Genomic DNA, 17,476 nt, shown 5'->3' with positions numbered 1-17,476 from the left:
AGAAGAGAATTCAAGATGGCAAATAACGAAGAGACCAACCTTCATACGAGCTTGGACACGTCGGCCGCGCGCAACCTGTCGACGACGACCAAGTCCACCCCGCAGATGCAGGGCATCACGTCGCGGTGGCTGCTCAAGCTGCTGCACTGGGTCGACGTTCAAGGCGGCGTGTATCGTGTCAACCGTCGCTTGAGCTACGCGGTGGGTGACGGTCGCGTGACCTTCACCAACATCGGGGCCAAGGTCCAGGTCGTGCCGCAGGAGCTGTGCGAGCTGCCGGTCCTGCGCGGGTTTGACAACATCGAGGTGCTGCAGGCGCTCGCCGATCGCTTCGTTCAGCGTGACCTGCAGCCCGGCGATGTGATCGTCGAATTGGGCAAGCCCGCCGACTCGGTGTGTCTGATCGCGCACGGCAAGGTCAACATGATCGGCGCCGGCAAGTACGGCGACATGACGGTGTTGGACACCCTGGCCGACGGCGATCACTTCAGCTACCAGGCGCTGCTCGAGTCGCAGGATTACTGGCAGTTCACGGCCAAGGCCGTCACCACCTGCACCGTGCTCACGCTGCAGCAGGACGTGTTCGACGCCATGATCGAGCAGTCCGAGGCGCTCCGAACCCACGTCGAGGGCTTCAAGGCCCGCGCTGCGCTGCCGCAGGACAACGAGGGCGAGGCCGCGATCGAGATGTCGGCCGGCCACAAGGGCGAGTACGTGCTCCCCGGCGCGTTCGTCGACTACGAGCTCAAGCCGCGCGAGTACGAGCTGAGCGTGGCCCAGACCGTGCTGCAGGTGCACACGCGGGTCGCTGACCTGTTCAACAACCCGATGAACCAGACCGAGCAGCAGCTGCGCCTGACGATCGAGGCGCTGCGTGAGCGGCAGGAGTACGAGATGCTCAACAACCCCGAGATTGGGTTGCTGCACAACACCAACCTCGATCAGCGGATCCACACCCACAGCGGCCCGCCCACGCCCGACGACATGGACGAGCTATTGTCGATGGTCGACAAGGAGCCCGGCTTCTTCTTGGCCCACCCCCGCGCGATCGCGGCGTTTGGGCGCGAGTGCAGCCGGCGCGGCGTGTACCCGGTCAGCACCGACGTCGGCGGCCACAAGGTCCCCGCGTGGCGCGGCGTGCCGATCTTCCCATGCGGCAAGATCCCGGTGTCCGAGTCGCGGATGAGCTCGATCTTGTTGATCCGTACTGGCGCCGACAATCAGGGCGTCGTCGGCCTGCATCAGACCGGGATCCCCGACGAGTACCAGCCCGGACTCAACGTGCGGTTCATGGGTATCAACGAGAAGGCGATCATGCAGTACCTGGTCAGCGCGTACTACTCGGTCGCGGTGTTGGTGCCTGACGCCATGGCGATGCTCGAGAGCGTCGAGCTCGGCCGCTCGGGCGACTAGCCCGCGCTCGACCGTCGCCGCCCACCCAGGAGAACAGAGCTGATGAATACGACCACGAGTCTCTCTACGGCTGCTGCGCGCAAGCTCGCCAGCGTCACAAAGTCGGTTCCGCAGATGCAGGGAATCACCCCACGGTGGTTGCTGCGGCTGCTTCCCTGGGTGGACGTCTCGGGCGGCGTCTATCGTGTCAACCGTCGCCTGAGCCACGTGGCGGGCGACGGGCGCATTGACTTCACTGATGTCGGCGGCTCGGTGCGGGTGATCCCGCAAGAGCTGTGCGAGCTGCCGTGCTTGCAGGGCTTCGAGGACGCCGAGATCCTCGAGGCGCTCGCCGATCGCTTCGTGCAGCGCGAGCTCGCGGCGGGCGAGGTCCTCGCTGCGGCGGGCGAGCCGGCCGAGCGCTTGTTCTTGATCGCCCGTGGCCGAGCCAGCATGACGCGACTCGGCCAGTACGGCGACACCGTCGATCTGGGCACCCTGGGCGACGGCGATCACCTCGGCGATCGGGCGGTGCTGCAAGCCGCGCAGACCTGGGACTACACGGTCCGCGCCGAGACCCCGTGCACCGTGCTCACGCTCGAGCGCAGCGCGTTCGACAGCGCGCTGAGCGACGCTGCGGCGCTCCGCGCCCATGTCGAGCAATTCATTGCGAATTCCCGCAGGCCGCAAGACAAGAACGGCCAGGCCGAGATCGAGCTGGCCGCGGGCCACCGCGGCGAGCACACGCTGCCGCAGACCTTTGTCAATTACGAGCGGCGGCCGCGAGAGTACGAGCTCTCTGTCGCCCAGACCATCTTGAAGGTGCACACTCGCGTCGCCGATCTCTACAACGGATCGATGGATCAGACCGAGCAGCAGCTGCGCCTGACGATTGAGGCGCTGCGCGAGCGGCAGGAGCACGAGCTCATCAACAACCCCGACTTTGGCCTGCTCCACAATGTCGTGGGCAAGCAGCGCCTGCAGACCCGCGGCGGCCCGCCGACACCCGCCGACCTCGACGAGCTGCTGTGCCGTCGCAAGCGCACCAAGCTGTTCTTGGCCCAGCCCCGCGCGATCGCGGCGTTCGGCCAGGAGTGCACCCGGCGCGGAATCTATCCCCAGACCACGGAGGTCGGGGGGCAGATCGTGCAAGCGTGGCGCGGGGTCCCGTTGCTGCCGTGTGACAAGATCCCGATCACCACCGCCCAGACCACCTCGATCCTCGCGCTGCGCCTGGGCGAGGAGCACCAAGGCGTGATCGGGCTGCATCAGACCGGGATCCCCCACGAGTATGAGCCCAGCCTCAACGTTCGGTTCATGGGGATCAACGAGCGAGCGGTGCTGAGCTACCTCGTCAGCGCCTACTACAGCGTGGCCGTGCTCGTGCCGGACGCGCTCGGGGTGCTCGAGAACGTCGAACTTGGTCGTTGACGTGGCGCGGCCTGGGCCGCAACCTTGGTCACTCGCTCACACCGCCTGATTGGACCAATGGAAACGCTCCGATTCTCCGATAGCCCCGAGCTGAACAACGCGTGGCTCGTGGGTCTGGTCGTCGCGCTGCTGCTGGTGGTCACGTGGTGCGGCCTGGTGGTGTCCAGCACGCTGTTTCGCTGGGCCGTGCGGGCCAGCGGTGTCAGCAGCCTCGTGCCCCTGTCGGAGTGGATCCACAAGCGCGCGCGGATCGCCGCGGTCTCGCTGTCGCTGCTGGTGGCGGTCGCGGGCGCGGGCGTGCTGGGCTTCACGCTGTGGAGCGGGGTCGACCTCAAGCCGCGGTTTGATGCGGCGTGGGCGACCGTGACCCCCGAGGCAATGACCGCCGTCGGCCGCAGCTTCGCGCTGTTGGTCGCGCTGGTCATTGGGTACTTCACGCTCGAGCGAGCGAGCCGGGGGTTGCTGCGCAAGATCTCGCAGGTACTGAAGGCGCGCAACCTCGGCGAAGAGGAGCGGGTCTACGCCGACAAGTTCGAGCAGCAGCTACCTTCGGCGATCAACCTCAGCATCGCCTATGCGGCGGTGTCGCTGTCGCTCAACGCCCTGGGGCTCCCGACCGTCCTCGCGTGGTTTGTGAGCACCGCCCTGTATGTGCTGATGCTGATCAGCGCGGGGCGGACGCTGGTGTACTCGATCTACGTGGTCTCGGGGCAGCTGCTCGAGCAGCGGGGCGACCGTGACAAGCCACGCTTGCTCGAGGAGTACTACGCCACGCTCAAGCGGCTGCTGCCGGTCGGGCAGATGAGCTTGGCGGCGATCCTTCACGTGGGCGTCGCCACCCTCATCATCCAGCGCTTCGAGACCCTGGAGGCGTTCGCCCCCTACGGTCCGATCATCATCCGAATCATCGCGATCTTCTTCGCGGCCAGCCTGGTCGTGGAATTTAGCAGGGTCATGATCGCCAAGGCGCTGGCGCCGACCCTGGAGCGGGAAGACGAGAACCACCGGCGACGCAGCACCTTCGTCGAGCTGCTGCAGAACATCGCGAAGTACATCATCTACTTTTGCGTGTGCATGATCGTGCTGCGCGACTTCGGCGTGGACCCCACGCCGATCTTGGCCGGCGCCGGCATTCTGGGCCTCGCCGTGGGCCTGGGCGCGCAGACCCTGGTGCGCGACATGCTCAACGGGATCTTCCTGCTGTTTGAGGATCAGATCCTCAAGGGTGACTATATTCGCGTCAATGACACGGAGGGCGTCGTCGAAGAGATCACGCCACGGGTCACCCGAATCCGCGATCGCTTCGGCCGCCTCCACATCTTGGCCAATGGAGAGATCAACAATGTCATTAACTATAGTCGGGGGTGGACGCTGGCCGTGGTCGAGGTGTCGGTGGCCTACGAGGCGGACCTGAACAAGGTCCTGAGGGTCCTCGACGAGGTCTGCGCCCAGGTGCAGGCGGACGTTCCCGAGCGGGTCGTCGACGCACCTCAGGTCATGGGTATCGAGAGCCTGGACGAGAGCTGGATGCGGGTTCGCATCGAGGCCAAGGTTCACCCTGGCAACCACTTCGATGTCAAGCGGTTGCTCAATCGCATGCTGTTCGATGCGTTCTTGGCCCACGATCTGGAGATACCGTACCCCAAGTCGATCGAGCTGGAGGGGCCGCCGTTCCCGGAGCCGGCCCCGCACGTGGGCGTGGATCACGCTGCGCGAAAATGACAGTGTCATGACAGAAGCGTGAACCTTGCGAGCTGCATTTGCGCAGCGGCTGGAGTTGGTCCTATAACAGTAGACTACTGACTTACGGGTACGCCCGCACCCGAGCGAGCGACAGTTGATAGATCTACAGCATTTCCCCCAAAAAACGTCGGGCCATCCACCCACGGTGCATCTGGTTGGTGCCGACAGGTTCGCGCAGCAGAGCATCTCGGGCATGCTGGAGGGGTCCAGCTACGCGATCCAGGGCTACGCGAACCCCATTCAGTTTCTTGACCGGTTTGACGCCGGGCCCGGCTGTGTCGTGCTCGAGCTGCGTATGCCACAGATGAGCGGAATTGAATTGCAGGCCCGCCTCGGCGACGCCAAGCCCCCGCTCTCTATTGTATTCATCAGTGATTGTCCCGACGTACCCTCGGCGGTCCAGGCGATCAAGGCCGGAGCCCTCGACTTTCTAGTCAAGCCCGTGACCGCCGCCGCGCTGCGCGACGCGATCGACAGAGCGGTGGCGACCGACCGAGCGCGGCGAACCGCTCGGGCTGATAGCGAGCAAGCGCGCGAGCGCTATGCGACCCTCTCGCCCCAGGAGCGACGGGTCTGCCGGCTCGCGGGTGATGGCCTGCTCAACAAGCAGATCGCATGGGAGCTCGACCTCGCCGAGCAGACGGTGCGGGTCTACCGCAGTCGCGCGATGCGAAAGCTGGGGGTCGACAATCTCGCCCACCTGGTCCGGTTCTTGGTCTGCCTGGATATGTAGGGCTGAGCGCGAATCGGCACGGTCTGCCGTTGACGCGATGACACGATGACACGATGACGCGATCGCACGATTACGCGATCACGCGCAGTCGCTTCGAGCGGATCCCCGTGCCCTCGCCAGAGCCGCCAGCGTCCGACCCACGCGCGTTGTGATCGCAGCGTGCGCACCCCGGCTGCGCGCCTCGGGGCTTCCCAATGCGCAGCCAGTGGAACGCGAGCCACCCCGCCGCCAGGCCGAGCGTGGCCAGCGTGGCGAGCTCATGAACCCACTGGGGGAGCAGCATCGCGCTCACCATAGCCTCGCCCGGGCGGGTCGTCCACGGCTCGGCGGGCGCGCCAAAACCACCACCCGAGCGACGCGGCAGCGAGCGCCAAGACCCCGCCCAGCCCCACCACGATCCACCACAGCCCATCCGCCTCGGTCGCCGCGCTCAGCCGCCACGCGCCAAACCACAGCGCGTCAAACTGCGCCGAGGTCCACGCCGCCCGGGCCTGACCCGCGCGCCAGAACTCGAGCGCCGGCTGCTGCTGGCGCCAAAACGCGATCACCGGGGTGGCCTCGAGCCGCCAGTCGGAGATCCACATGTAGCGGTCGCGCCCATACTCGTGGTTGAGCTGCCAGAACAGCGAGAACACCGAGTGGCTGGCCAGCCATGCCTGCAGCGGCACGCTGGCCCCGAGCAGCGCCGCCGCGGCCGCGCGCGCTGGCTTGGTGTGCTCGCGCCAGCGCTCGAGCCAGCCCGCGAGCGGCACCAGCAAGAACGGGACGGTCGGCACCAGGTAGCGCGGGCCGATCGCCCAGCCGCCGTGCCAGTCGCTGCGACACGCCACGAACACCAGCCGCGTCAGCGAGAGCGCGAGCACCAGGTAGGCCGCGGGTTCGTCGCGCCGCCGCATCGCCGGCCACGCCAGCGCCGCCAAGATCAGCGGCGGTGAGTACCAAAACAGGCTGCGGCCGGGGGCGATCAGCATGGCGAGCAGCCCCTCGAACGGCCACACCCAGTGGCCGTAGTGATCGAAGCGCCCGGTCTCGAACGGCGAGCCGAACCGCCACCACTGGGTCGCGCCGAGCAGGGCCACGCCAGCCGCACCGAGCCCCACCGCGATCGCCCAGATCCGCCAGCTCGCGCGCACGCGGGCTCGGATCTGCGCGGGCCCCAGCGCGTAGCCGAGCAGACACGGGATCGCCAGCAGGTTGAGCACGTGTACGTGGACGCTCAGGCCGGTCAAGCTCGCGGCGATCCACAGCTGCGCGCGCGCGCCCGAGCGATGAAACCGGCTGATCGCCAGCGCCGCGCCGAGCAACACTGCAGCGCTGAGCGGCTCGCTGAGCAGCGTCCCCGCGTACGGCCAGGCCGTGGTCCCGAGCGCGTAGATCAGCGCCATCAGAACCGACGTCCGCGCCCCGTGCCCGAGCGATTGCAGCCACAGCCCGAGCAAGACCGCAGCGAGCGGGGTGATCAAGCAATTGGTCACGCTCACGACCATCCGCAGCCAGTCGGCCTCGTGGCCGCGCTTGTGAAAGGTATAGAGGTCAGAGCGCTGGGCGTACCGCCAGAGCTTGGGGACCTCGTCGACGGTCGCGTCGGCCAGCGCGTAGATCGGCGCAGCGACGATCGAGATCCCGTGACCGAAGAAGCCGTAGCGCTGGCCGTCGCGGCCGCTGCCCCAGCCAAACGTGCCGTTGGGTCGATCCGCCCGCTCGCCGCTGCGCTTGGGGATGCCCGCGATCGTGAGGTCGTGGTCCGTGACCAGACTCTGGGTGGTCTGGAACACGATCTCGTCGTCGGGGTAGGTGATGCGCCCCGGCGCCGTGCACATGAACAGACAGCTGCACAGCAGCGCCACCGCCACCCACACCCGCGCGGGTGCTCGCCGCAGTTGCTCACGCTGGATCATGCGTGCGCTTCAATAGCATTTAGAGACGCTCGCCAGGTCCCTGGTCCGCGCCTCCATGCTCTGGCCTTGCTTGGCCCTGACTTGCGGCCCAGCTCAGCCGGAGGTGCCGCCGCCGCCGTCCATGTCGATGATGCAGGCGGACGCGTCGTAGGTGCAGGTGACCATGTCGCAGCCCAAGGTGCCGCCGGAGTAGCCCAGGTCGACGCACGAGAAGCCGCCCAGGTTGCCGCCGTCGCACTGCTCACCGTCGTCGATCAGGCCGTTGCCGCACACGCCATTGCCGCCCGTGGGATCTGCGTCGCCGTCACCGGTGGTGGGATCTGCGTCGCCGTCACCGGTGGTGTCGCCATCGCCATCGCCGTCGCCGCTGCTGGGGAGATCCTGCGGGGTGCTGCTGTCGGCCGAGTCGGCGGACTCCGCTGACTCGCCACCACCGCTGCTGTCGGTCTCCGCTGCCTGGGTGCTGAAGCCCGCCGACATGAAGGCGTTGGGACCTTCCGCATCGGTGACACACCCGAGGCCAAAGAACAAACAAGGAGTAAGGGCGACAACAAACCGGCGCATCACATGTGGAGCTTCGCGCTTGTCTAGGATTGCGTCAAGGAAAAAGTCCGGACGCGACCGGCTCCGATCTATCGAGATCACCGTTCTGCGCGAACGTGAGCCATTGCACCACGGGCGCCCCCTCGCGGCCACCCTGCACTTCACCGAACAACACGGCCAATGGCCAGTCACGCGACATTCGAGGTTGTTCGGGCCTGTCGTGCTACACGCCAACTGTGCTGAGGCGTGCGCATCTACCCTGGTTCGCCTGTCTAGGGTTCTCACTCGCATTACAGGCATGTGGGCCCGCACAGCCGACGGCGTCGCCGGTCGTGAGTCAGCGATCGATCGCTGCACCTCCGCTCAGCAGTGACGACGAAGCGCTGCTCGCCAGCTTGCTCGCCCAGGACCCCAGCGACTTTCACGTCGAGCGAGCACGGATCTGGCGCATGGGGCCCGCGCGCTGGGTCGCGGCCGGGGCCGAGCTCCCGCATCGTCCCGACGCGGATCCGCGCATTGGCGGGCCGGAGCGGGCGCTCGAGGCGGTGATCGTTGATCCCGAGGGTCCGCGCGTGCTCTTGCCGCTCGAGGATCTTGCGGTTGTGACGGCCGGCGAACAGGGTTCGGCCTGGTCGGCGCTGCGGGTCGTCGCCGTGCTCTCGCCGGGGGACCTCGTCGCCGGCTTGACCCGTGAGCTGCGGCCCACGCCGTGGCTGACGGTGGCGGCGGGCGTCGGCTTGAGCCCGATCTCCAGCGAGGACGACCACCTGCGGGTGCGCTGGGCGGACCCGGCTTGCGGATTCTCGCTCGAGCTCGCGCTCAACCCCGAGCACTTTGGCCCGCGCTACGAACCCGGGCCCGCGGGCCCGCCGAGCGACGTTCCCGAGCCCGCGGGCAGCGTCAACCGACGTCTGGCCCCCGCTACCGAGGTGTTCGTGGCCGCCGACGCGCGCGAGCCGATCTTGCGGCTCGACCCCGAGCTGCCCGGGCAGACCGAGCGCTCGAGCGCCCAGCGCGTGATCTTGGAGGGGGAGCCGAGCCGCGGTCGCCAGGCGATCAGCTTGCGCTGCCGGGGCGTCGAGGTCCGCGGCTTCGTGGCGACCAAGGCGATCATCGAGACCACCACGCGCTACGCCGTCGTCGCCGACACGCCGTCGCCGAGCTCGAGCTGCGCGGGGTTCGAGGGCGAGCTGATGACCGTGCCCCGCGCGACGCCGCTCCACGAGCCAACCGGGCGTGCCGACGCGGTCTTGGTCGGCGTCGTCGCGCAGGACGTCGACTTGCTCGCGCGACCCGGCACCGCCGGTTGGTGGACCGGATGCGTGGGCAGCCCGTGGGGCGACCTATTGGTTCAATTTCGGCTGCGGTAGGCGTCGAGGTGCCGATCCAAGAAGTGCTTCCACATGTTGGTCGAGTGGATGGTCGGCGTGAGCTGGAAATTATCTTCGGCGGTGCGGATCTGCAGCTTGTTGCCGACTTGCAGCAGCACCGCGCGGACGTGCTCGAACGAGATCTCGAGCGGCGCGGTGCCGCGGTGATCCGTGAACCGCACACGATCCTCGAGCAGCTCGACGAGGCCGTGGCCGAGCGCCTCGGGCTCGACCTGGCCATAGTGGATCTGGTGTAGCTCGGCCTCGCCCTCGATCGCGACGCCGTCGGCGGTGTAGCGATCGTTGTCCAGCACCGGGAGCTCGCCGAAGTGCTCGATGACGCGACGATAGGCCTCGTCGATGTGCATGTCGTGGGCCGGGCCACCCTCGCCGCGCAGCCAGCAAGCAAGATCCACGCGCCAGCGGGCCGCGCAGCCGTGGCAGTGCACGCTGTCGTCGTCCTCGGGGACCAGCTCGAGGCTGTCTTGGTGGAAGCAGTGCGGGCACGCCCACATGAATTCGGGCAGGCCAAAAGCCAGGCGGGTGCCGACCGAGCGGCGCGGGATCTCGACCTGATAGGGATCCACGCTGATGTGCCGCCCGACGTCTTCGGTGATCTGCTCGGCGGTGACGTCGTCGCCGTAGCGCTCGACCTTGAGGTGCTCGATCACCAGCGGGACCGAGCGCGGGTACTTGGCCCAGCGTGGCCACTGCATGTGCCCGGTCGAGACCCGCACGAACCCAACCGGCACGCCCAGGCGCTTGGCCATGCGCCCGATCCCCGGCTTGATCGGGTTGCTGCGCCCGGTCCAGGTCCGATCGCCCTCGGGGAACACCAGCACCGCGTCACCCCGACGAATCCGCCGCTCGACCTCCGCGAGCGCGCCGGGATCCTTCATGCCCTTCTTGAACGGGATCATGCTGAAGTAGGGCATCATCCAGCCAAAGTAGGGCACGCGCAGCAGCTGATCCGTGCCCAGAATGTGGGTCTGCCGCAGCATCGAGAACGGCACCATCATCACGTCCCAAGGGCAGGGGTGGTTGCTGACGACCAGCAGCGGACCGCGGCGTGGAAACCTGACGTGGCGGATGACCTTCATGCGCACGGCCGGGGCGACCGAGCCTGATGCGATCATCCAGAGCATCTTCCAGACCCCCCAGCGGATGACGTCATCGCGTGTGTGAGACGAGGTGGCGTTGGGCATCGCTGCGGGCAGTGTACGGCAAGACAGGAGCCATCTAGTAGTCGGAAAGCGCCGCGCCCGGAGCGGAACCGCAGGATGCGCGACGGTCAGTCGCTGACGACGATCGTGAACGTGGTGGTCGTCTCGCTGGTCCCGCGGAACTGCTCGTCGACCGTCACCGTGGCCGTGCCAGCCGCGATCGCCTCGAACACGAAGGTCCCGGTCGCCGCGTCGGCGCCGGTCTTGCCCGCGCGGTCGGCCTCCGACTGCTCGTACTCGGTGTCGGTCTTCACGTAGCGAACCACCGACTCGTCGCTGCACTGCTGGGTGGCGCCATAGCCGACGGAGGCGTGCGACTTGAACGAGTAGCGCAATGTCGTGCCGACCGTGACGTTGACGGTGGCGCTGCCGCGAAGCGGGGAGAGCTTGACGGTGTCCGAGTGGACGGTCGGCTCGTCCTCGACCACCTGCTCGGGCGCGGGCGTGGGCGTGGGCTGGTCGGCGACCGGTTCGTCGGTGACCGGCGGCTGTGGGGGTTGGGGCCGGCAGGCCATGAGCGCGAGCAAGGTCGGGAGCACGAGGGTGGTTCGCACCCGCTAGAGATACTCGATGCTCGGGCGAATTGGGTGGTCAGGTCCACGAGCGCGAACTCTCGCGCAGCGACGGCCGAATCCTGGTCACATGGGCGTGCTTCGCCGCCACGGAGAACCTTCGAGGTGAGGAGCGAAGCGCAGCCAGGTTCGAGAGCAACTCGTCGAGCGCCTAACGCCGCGCCGGATCCGGTCGCAGCGCACACCGCAGGATATCGGTCACGCCCGACGGAACGTCGGAATCCGTCACGGCCGCGCCCATGTCAGCCAGGTTCATCTCGCACCTCCACGCTCGGGCAATCTTGTTCGAGTGCCTGCTCCTCGGCTGAGCACACAGCACCCGCCTGCATGCTCGCCCAGAGTTCGAAGTCCTCGCAGGAGGCCGGTTCCAAACATTCGAGCAAGTCCTGGTACCGAGCAGTGCACGCGTCCGCTGCTGCCACCGCAACGGTGTCCGTGCAGCGACTCGTGCACTCGGCGTCCACTCCCGGTCCAGGCTCGAGTGTGGGGTCACAAGCAAACGGCTTTAGACAGACCTCTTCGCAGAGGTCGATCTGAGCCGCGATCTCGGAGTTGGTCTGATCGTCGCCAGAATCGCCCCCGCAAGTGGAAAGGGCCAGAGCGGAAACTAGGATGAAGTGCTTCGTAGCTGTCTTGATGTGCCTACGGTCGACCGTGGCCCAGCCCAAACCCCAACGGGTAGACTGAGTCAGGGTGAGTGACACGCGCCACGGAGAAGGTTTTTGTCCCATTGCAGCGTGCCGTCCAAAGTGGACTCGAGGGTAGATGTGGCGCAAACCACAAAATGTCGGTGCAACCGTCGTGGTCGAAGTCAGAGCAATCGACACCCTGGCTGGATCGACTCGAGCTTGTCGGGCTTGGCCTGTCCGCAGTCCCAGAGCTCTTCTTGGATCGCGGTGATCGCTTCGTAGAGCGGGACGATGCCCTCGAACAGGCAAAAGGGCGCAAACTCGATGCTGCGCTCGCCCGCCCACATGGTCACGATCCCCCCCGCGTCAGGGGCTCCGCAGAACCCCAGGTAGTTGACGGGTGTTCGGTCGTCGAAGTCGGCGGTTACCAGCTCGACGTCGAGGGCTACCGACGCCTCGGGCGTGAGGGTGCCGCGGTTCTCGAAGGAGAAACGGCCGTCATGGAAGAAGCAGAGCTGTTGGACCTGCCGTCCCTCCCGGTAAAAATGCGAGGCCGCGCAGGTGTAGTAGGCCCAAGTTCCGGAGTAGCTGATCAGTTCGTTGCCGATCGGCTCGCGGGCCTGGTCAACCGGATCGTCGACGGGCTCCGTCGCGCAACCGGGGGTGAACACGAGTAGGGCGGCGAGGAGGATGGTGGTTGCGGTGCCACGCTCGCGCCCGCCGAGGCGCCCGCGAGCGGGCGAGCAGCCCTCGCGCGAGCTGGTGAATGTTTCAGTCTGGTTCGGCACAGCAGCACCTCAGGGTGTTGGAGAACAGCCAATCGATCGGAGCCTCGCAAGTGGTGGCGACGGAGCCGCCGGCCAACGCATCGGCGCAGAGCGCTTCGTCGTCGAGGGCGAACGCCTGTGTGGCCATGTCGCAGGGCTTGGGGTTGCAGTATTTGGGGTCAGCGGGACACGCGTTCGCCACACACTCCAGACCTTCGGCGGCGCAGACCTCGTCGCAGTTTTGCCAATCGACATCGTCCATGACGCAGGGTGCCCACTCGGGCGTCGCCGCAGGAATTTCATCGCCGTCGCCATCGCTGACCTGGCGGACGCCACAGCCGAGCAAGAGCGCAGTGGACACGACGAGCGCGGCAGGCCACCGCATCAGTAGCCCCTCGCGTTGAGACCGACCGGGTACGCGGCCTTGGGTGTCGGCAGCGGTTCCTCGCATGAGAACGTCCTTTCCTCCGGCACGCAGCGCCACACTGGGCTCGGATTGTCGGGGGCGACTGCATCGTACCAGAGGATGTCCGTGCAGCCATCGCCGTCGAAGTCCTCGGCGTACGGCACGTAGTCGCCAGTGACCTCCAACGCGCGTACTTCGACGGCCGGGCCGTCGAAGTACCACATCCAACTCAGTCCACCAGCGAGCTCGGCCGCGGGTCGGTACCACAGAATGTCGTCGTCCTCGTCGCCGTCGAAGTCGCCAACGATCGGGTGATACTCGCCATCGACCGCAAACAGGTAGCTGATGAACTGGATCTCGGCCAGGTTGCCGTCTGCTAGCCACAGCCAGTCGGGCGCCGGCCCCGGCGCATACCAAAACAAGTCCGTTCGGCCATCCCCGTCAAAGTTACCCACGATCGGCAGGTACTCGGCACCGGGAGCGACACCGAGTGGCGCCACGGACTTCGGCCCCGACTTCTTGACTGAAACCATCGGCCTGAAGATCCACGTATCCACCGTCGCCGTGCGCGGCTCGAACCAGATGATGTCCGCCGTGTCCGTCCGGCTGCGAAAGTGACCCACGATCGGGATCCGATAGTCACGCTGATCAACATCCACATCCAACACCTCGTGCCCCCCGCTCGCGTCGAAGCCCCACAGGTGATCGCTCGCCAGCCCCGGCCGGTACCACAGCAGCTGGTCGCGCCCGCCACCTTCACTGACGAAGTTTCCGACCACCGGGATCGCCCGATCGGGCGCGGGCGCGTCGATCGTCTCGAACCCCAGCGCGTCGTCGCCCCCTCGTTCGCGCGGTTGCGCAGCAACACATCGTCCGCCTGGTCCGGGCTGTACATGAACACATCGAGCGCGTCGGACCAGCCCGTGAACTGGCCCATGATCGGCCGCCAGTGCCCGTTGGAGTCATGGACGGCGCACGGCGGCGCGCCGCCCATGCAGCGCTCGATCACGTCGTACGCGAGCGGCCCCGGCTGCTGCGCGGCGAAGCGCCACTCGATCAAGCGATCGGGAAACGGCGCGTACCACAGCAACCCCGGTCGCAAGTTGCCTGCCCACAGTCGCCGATCCTGCCCGCCACCTTGCGGGGCCATGTCACGGACCCGGCGGTCCGCCCAATTGAACGCATAATAAGCGCCCATCATGTCGTGCGGGCTGATCCCAGTGGACTTCTCGGACCCTTCACACTCGTCGTAGCCCATCACCGACCACGGATCCTCGGGCGTCAGCTGGCGCTCGGGTGCGACCGGCTCGAAGGGGTGGTTGTCGCGGCAGCTGTTGGGCGGGTTGTCGCCCTGATCCCAGCGTACGTATTCGTGCGCGAGACCAAGGATGTGCCCGGCCTCGTGCCCGGCGCGGTAGGGGATCTGCTTCTTGGCGGCATCGAGGAACTGGTGGGCGATGCAGAGCACCCGATCGTAGCCGCCAGGATTCTGCGGCGAGCCGACCTCGGGGTCGAACTCGTTCTCGCCCCCGGCGTTGGTGCTGCCCTGCCACATGATGTCGCAGCCTGGCGTCTGGGCCCGAAACCACACCTCCTCGAGCGCCGTGTCGCACACGCCCCCGCTGGGCTTGCGCCGATCATCGAGCGGGACGAGGTGCACGAAGTTCATCCGACTGTGCCGCTCCCAGATCCGGGTGGCCCGCTCGAGCTCCTTGCGAAACAGCGTGTAGCGCTCGAGGTTGATCGCGTCGTGCTCCTCGTCGATCACCCCGAAGAGTCCCTGTGGGTTCGGAAAGATGTTCCCGAGGCACCACGACACCGCCAGGCTGCGCCCGGTCGACAGCGCGGCGGCCTCGGAGATCAGCGTTGCCCGCAGCTGCTCGGCTTCGCCGGGAGTCGAGCCGCTAGCGACGGGAGCATCGATCGCCGCGGCGGCGTGCCATCGCCCCCGCTGGGCCGAAGCTTCCGGCAGCAGTTGCATCGCCTGCGCCACCCCGTCGTCGTCGGCTTGGGCGCCCGCCCACCAGCCCTCCCACGGCTCGTCGCAGCCGGGGCCATCTGGCCCAGGATCCGCCCCAGCATCGGCGCCGCCTCCCTCCTCGGCCCCGGTCTCGGCGGTGCCCATGCCCGACCCATCGTCGGCCCCGCTGTCTCCACAGCCCAGACAGCTACACAGCAAGACGACCCAGCCACCGCGACGCATGGCGCCAACGTAGCAACAAAGATCGAGGGGCCATGCGCAAAGAGTGCAACCAGCGATCACCGCCAGCAGAGCCAGGGTGAGTGTCTCATCAGCCAGCTTCATTTCGCACCTCGACGCTCGGGCAATCTCGTTCGAGTCCTCGGCTGAGCACACAGCACCCGTCTGCATGCTCGCCCAGAGTTCGAGGTTTTCGCAGGAGGCCCCCTCCAAACCTCGCAGCTGATCGATCACGGCCTCCTCGACGTTGGCGGCCTGCTAGTGTTCGCCGATGCGTCACGCTGCGATCGTGCTCCCCGGACTGTTGGCGATCGCCTGCGAGAGCTCGCCACAGACGATCACCAAGGAGCCGACCAAGCAGACACGAGCGGCGGCGAGTCAGCCGTCCGAGCGGACACCTCCTGCGCCCGAGAAGCTCGTGGAGACGTGGCCCCCAGCGATCCCCAGCCTGCTCCTCGAGAAGCTGGAGATCGAGCGCGCGGGCAGCTTCATCCTCCCCGAGGGCACAAACGAACTCACGCCGCGGGCCGCAGTGGCGCTCGATCGAGGCTTCGCGCTCGTGGGGGAGGCGGTGTCCATCGATGGTCCAGCGCAGACCCGGCGCTGGGTCGGCTTCGTGTCCACCGCGGACCGAGTGAGCGAAGGCGCAGGCGTCCAGCTCGGGACCGGCTCGATCCACGCGGCGATCAGTGACGACAAAGGCGGCGCGCTGCTCGTCGGCGACGTCGGCTCATGGCCCAACGCGCGGGGATGGTTCGGGACCCTCGATGCGAAGGGCGCCGTGACCACGGAGCTCGAGCTCGCCAGCGAGGCCCCGACCCAGATGTTCGATCTGCTCGCGGGCCACGGCCCCGAACAGCGCGCCCTGCTGGTCGGCAACGTCGACGCCCGGGGTCTCGTCGTCTCAATCGGACCGCGCGGGGACGTGCGCTGGCAGACGTTCGTGAGCAACTCCGGCGCCACGCAGATCCACGCGAGCGCGCGCGTCCACGGTGTGCGGGGGAACGTCCTCGCGATCGGCACGCGAGCCCAGGGCGCTGGCGTGTCCGAGTCATGGTGGAGCACGATCGCCGACGGCCCCGCAGGCACGGACGCGCGGGTCGAGCAAGGCAGGTTCCAGATCGCAGGCGCCGATCCAGACCAGGTGCTCGAGGTCATCGTCGATCTCGGCGACGACATCGGGTTCCTCGCGCTCGGCCGGGCGAGGCGCGACCTTGTCCAGGATCACGACCAGATCATCGCGGTGGGCTTCGACCGGACCGGCGCGCCGACCTGGAGCCGCGCGCTCGAGTACTTCCGGGGCATGGAGATCTACGGTGCCGCCGTCGACCCCGAGCGGCCGGGCATCGCCAACTTCGTGGTCCGCATTCCGATCGGCGGCGACAAAGGTCGAAGCGCGCTGGGCTGGCTCGACATCTGCCCAGGCGTCGACGGCATCCTGATCCCGCGCCAGCTCGCGGGCACCGAAGGGTGGGCGAGCGCGGGCTTCATCGAGGGCCGTGAGGGTCGCCCGGCGATCCTCACGTACGCGCGAACCGAGACCGGCATCGACTGGCGGGTGCTGCCGCTCTCGACGAGCTACTACGTGGGCGCTCCGAGCTGATGGTCGTGGGGGCGCTCGAGCGTCCACACCGAGCGCTCTAGCTCGGCGTTTCGCCAGCAAAGATCAAGCGCAACGCCCGAAGCGTGGCGGGGTGATAGATCGTGTGGTGGTGCTCGTCGGGCATGGGCTCGAACCACCACGTCAGGTCATCCGGGGCGTGGGCGTCGAGGGCCGCGATCAGCGGGCGCAGGGACTCGCCGATGTCCACTTCGTCCGCGGCGCTCAGATACAGCGAGCGGTCGGCGGGGAAGCCCGCGGCCTGAAGCTGCTCGGCCGCTGACAACGCCAGCGCCGCCTCACGCCACCACAGCGAGGGGCTCACGGCGATGTAGTTGTCGAACGACTCGGGGGCCCGCAAGAAGGTGTCGACGATGAACAACCCTGCGAGCGACTCGCCGAGCACGGTGTCCTCACCGCTCGTTCGATAGCGCTCATTGATGAGCGGCTGAACCTCTTGGGTGATGAAGCTGCGAAACGCATCGGCGCCGCCGTTGTGGGGGATGAGCTTCACGTCGTAGCGATGCTCCGATGGCGTCGTCAGCTCATAGCTGCGCTCGTTGGTCTGGATTCCGACGACAATGAACTCGCGGTATTGGCCTGACAACGTGGCGAGCGCGGCGAAGCCCGCGACCGGCAAGAAGTCCTGCTCGACGCCGCCGTCGATCAGGTAGAGCACTGGGAATTGTTCGTCTCGCTGCGCATAGCCCAGGGGCAGGTAGACGCTGAGTGCCCGGGTCTCGCCGAGGATCTTGGACTCGAGCGGCAGCTGCGTCCCGACGACGATGTCGGTCTCACCGAGCAGCGGCGCGGTTGGGGGCGGCGGTCGACTGCACGCGGCCGCGAACGTGACAGTTGCGGCGAGCGTGAGCGGGGCGAGAGGACGAGTGAGCGCTGTGACGATCGGGGACTCCACGACCGCGCTTGACTACAGCGCGCAGCGATGGTTGCCAAGTCCAGTTCAGTAGA

General features: G+C 67.3%; 16 protein-coding genes. 6 read left to right on the top strand and 10 right to left on the bottom strand.

Annotation, left to right across the window (positions count from 1 at the left end):
• Nucleotides 1-15: 15 nt before the first annotated feature.
• From ENSA7_RS34505 to ENSA7_RS34490, 4 genes are all read left to right on the top strand, one after another.
• On the top strand, nucleotides 16-1,413 hold the full coding sequence (locus ENSA7_RS34505; protein WP_106093671.1) for a family 2B encapsulin nanocompartment shell protein: 1,398 nt from the start codon (nucleotides 16-18) through the stop codon (nucleotides 1,411-1,413).
• A gap of 42 nt (nucleotides 1,414-1,455) precedes the next feature.
• Nucleotides 1,456-2,823, top strand: coding sequence for a family 2B encapsulin nanocompartment shell protein (locus tag ENSA7_RS34500; RefSeq protein WP_106093670.1), 1,368 nt, complete (start codon nucleotides 1,456-1,458; stop codon nucleotides 2,821-2,823).
• A gap of 57 nt (nucleotides 2,824-2,880) precedes the next feature.
• Complete coding sequence (locus ENSA7_RS34495; protein WP_106093669.1) at nucleotides 2,881-4,545, top strand: mechanosensitive ion channel family protein; 1,665 nt, start codon at nucleotides 2,881-2,883, stop codon at nucleotides 4,543-4,545.
• Between the two features lie 166 nt (nucleotides 4,546-4,711).
• Nucleotides 4,712-5,299 carry a response regulator transcription factor gene (locus ENSA7_RS34490; RefSeq protein ID WP_280524058.1) on the top strand — a complete coding sequence of 196 codons (588 nt, stop codon included), beginning with the start codon at nucleotides 4,712-4,714 and terminating at the stop codon, nucleotides 5,297-5,299.
• A gap of 70 nt (nucleotides 5,300-5,369) precedes the next feature.
• Here the strand turns inward: ENSA7_RS34490 and ENSA7_RS34485 are convergent, their stop codons facing one another.
• The 3 genes from ENSA7_RS34485 to ENSA7_RS34475 all read right to left on the bottom strand — a co-directional run bounded on the left by ENSA7_RS34485 (nucleotide 5,370) and on the right by ENSA7_RS34475 (nucleotide 7,677).
• The gene (locus ENSA7_RS34485; RefSeq protein WP_106093667.1) at nucleotides 5,370-5,582 is read right to left on the bottom strand and encodes a hypothetical protein; all 213 of its coding nucleotides are present in this window, start codon (nucleotides 5,580-5,582) and stop codon (nucleotides 5,370-5,372) included.
• The gene (locus ENSA7_RS34480; RefSeq protein ID WP_106093666.1) at nucleotides 5,557-7,197 is read right to left on the bottom strand and encodes a hypothetical protein; all 1,641 of its coding nucleotides are present in this window, start codon (nucleotides 7,195-7,197) and stop codon (nucleotides 5,557-5,559) included. Before ENSA7_RS34480 ends, ENSA7_RS34485 begins: the two co-directional genes overlap by 26 nt.
• A 93-nt stretch (nucleotides 7,198-7,290) precedes the next feature.
• Complete coding sequence (locus tag ENSA7_RS34475) at nucleotides 7,291-7,677, bottom strand: hypothetical protein (RefSeq protein WP_146158476.1); 387 nt, start codon at nucleotides 7,675-7,677, stop codon at nucleotides 7,291-7,293.
• Between the two features lie 395 nt (nucleotides 7,678-8,072).
• Between ENSA7_RS34475 and ENSA7_RS34470 the strand changes: the two genes are divergently transcribed.
• The gene (locus tag ENSA7_RS34470) at nucleotides 8,073-9,110 is read left to right on the top strand and encodes a serine/threonine-protein kinase (RefSeq protein ID WP_106093664.1); all 1,038 of its coding nucleotides are present in this window, start codon (nucleotides 8,073-8,075) and stop codon (nucleotides 9,108-9,110) included.
• Here ENSA7_RS34470 and ENSA7_RS34465 read toward each other — a convergent pair.
• The 6 genes from ENSA7_RS34465 to ENSA7_RS44525 form a co-directional block, all read right to left on the bottom strand.
• Nucleotides 9,092-10,246 (bottom strand): lysophospholipid acyltransferase family protein, encoded by a 1,155-nt coding sequence (locus ENSA7_RS34465; protein WP_181234399.1) that lies wholly within the window; start codon nucleotides 10,244-10,246, stop codon nucleotides 9,092-9,094. The two genes, ENSA7_RS34470 and ENSA7_RS34465, sit on opposite strands and share 19 nt — an antisense overlap.
• A 155-nt stretch (nucleotides 10,247-10,401) precedes the next feature.
• Entirely contained in the window at nucleotides 10,402-10,887 is a 486-nt protein-coding gene (locus tag ENSA7_RS34460; RefSeq protein WP_106093662.1) for a hypothetical protein, read from the bottom strand.
• An 829-nt stretch (nucleotides 10,888-11,716) separates the two neighbouring features.
• Nucleotides 11,717-12,322 carry a hypothetical protein gene (locus ENSA7_RS34450; RefSeq protein WP_106093660.1) on the bottom strand — a complete coding sequence of 202 codons (606 nt, stop codon included), beginning with the start codon at nucleotides 12,320-12,322 and terminating at the stop codon, nucleotides 11,717-11,719.
• On the bottom strand, nucleotides 12,306-12,686 hold the full coding sequence (locus tag ENSA7_RS34445) for a hypothetical protein (RefSeq protein ID WP_106093659.1): 381 nt from the start codon (nucleotides 12,684-12,686) through the stop codon (nucleotides 12,306-12,308). Before ENSA7_RS34445 ends, ENSA7_RS34450 begins: the two co-directional genes overlap by 17 nt.
• Complete coding sequence (locus tag ENSA7_RS34440) at nucleotides 12,686-13,162, bottom strand: FG-GAP-like repeat-containing protein (protein ID WP_181234398.1); 477 nt, start codon at nucleotides 13,160-13,162, stop codon at nucleotides 12,686-12,688. The genes ENSA7_RS34445 and ENSA7_RS34440 overlap by 1 nt, the downstream gene beginning before the upstream one ends.
• Nucleotides 13,084-14,910: a zinc metalloprotease gene (locus ENSA7_RS44525; protein ID WP_106093657.1), complete on the bottom strand. Its 1,827-nt coding sequence runs from the start codon at nucleotides 14,908-14,910 to the stop codon at nucleotides 13,084-13,086. The genes ENSA7_RS34440 and ENSA7_RS44525 overlap by 79 nt, the downstream gene beginning before the upstream one ends.
• A gap of 268 nt (nucleotides 14,911-15,178) precedes the next feature.
• On the opposite strand from ENSA7_RS44525, the gene ENSA7_RS34430 reads away from it, so the two are divergent.
• A complete protein-coding gene (locus tag ENSA7_RS34430; RefSeq protein WP_106093656.1) occupies nucleotides 15,179-16,510 on the top strand; it encodes a hypothetical protein in 1,332 nt (443 codons plus the stop codon).
• 37 nt (nucleotides 16,511-16,547) lie between these two features.
• On the opposite strand, the gene ENSA7_RS34425 is transcribed toward ENSA7_RS34430, so the two are convergent.
• Nucleotides 16,548-17,423, bottom strand: coding sequence for an alpha/beta hydrolase (locus ENSA7_RS34425; protein WP_106093655.1), 876 nt, complete (start codon nucleotides 17,421-17,423; stop codon nucleotides 16,548-16,550).
• Between the last annotated feature and the right edge of the window lie 53 nt (nucleotides 17,424-17,476).

The organism is Enhygromyxa salina, from assembly GCF_002994635.1.
Taxonomy (GTDB): domain Bacteria; phylum Myxococcota_A; class Polyangia; order Nannocystales; family Nannocystaceae; genus Plesiocystis; species Plesiocystis salina_B.
The sequence above is the reverse complement of the archived record's forward strand: the minus strand, read 5'-3'. Positions and strand labels throughout refer to the sequence as shown.

Excerpts from the sequence above, each read along its gene's own strand:
- ENSA7_RS34505 (WP_106093671.1), top strand. The coding sequence starts at position 16 with ATGGCAAATAACGAAGAGACCAACCTTCATACGAGCTTGGACACGTCG.
- ENSA7_RS34500 (WP_106093670.1), top strand. The coding sequence starts at position 1,456 with ATGAATACGACCACGAGTCTCTCTACGGCTGCTGCGCGCAAGCTCGCC.
- ENSA7_RS34495 (WP_106093669.1), top strand. The coding sequence starts at position 2,881 with ATGGAAACGCTCCGATTCTCCGATAGCCCCGAGCTGAACAACGCGTGG.
- ENSA7_RS34485 (WP_106093667.1), bottom strand. The coding sequence starts at position 5,582 with ATGCTGCTCCCCCAGTGGGTTCATGAGCTCGCCACGCTGGCCACGCTC.
- ENSA7_RS34480 (WP_106093666.1), bottom strand. The coding sequence starts at position 7,197 with ATGATCCAGCGTGAGCAACTGCGGCGAGCACCCGCGCGGGTGTGGGTG.
- ENSA7_RS34475 (WP_146158476.1), bottom strand. The coding sequence starts at position 7,677 with ATGTCGGCGGGCTTCAGCACCCAGGCAGCGGAGACCGACAGCAGCGGT.
- ENSA7_RS34465 (WP_181234399.1), bottom strand. The coding sequence starts at position 10,246 with ATGATCGCATCAGGCTCGGTCGCCCCGGCCGTGCGCATGAAGGTCATC.
- ENSA7_RS34445 (WP_106093659.1), bottom strand. The coding sequence starts at position 12,686 with ATGCGGTGGCCTGCCGCGCTCGTCGTGTCCACTGCGCTCTTGCTCGGC.
- ENSA7_RS44525 (WP_106093657.1), bottom strand. The coding sequence starts at position 14,910 with ATGCGTCGCGGTGGCTGGGTCGTCTTGCTGTGTAGCTGTCTGGGCTGT.
- ENSA7_RS34430 (WP_106093656.1), top strand. The coding sequence starts at position 15,179 with ATGCGTCACGCTGCGATCGTGCTCCCCGGACTGTTGGCGATCGCCTGC.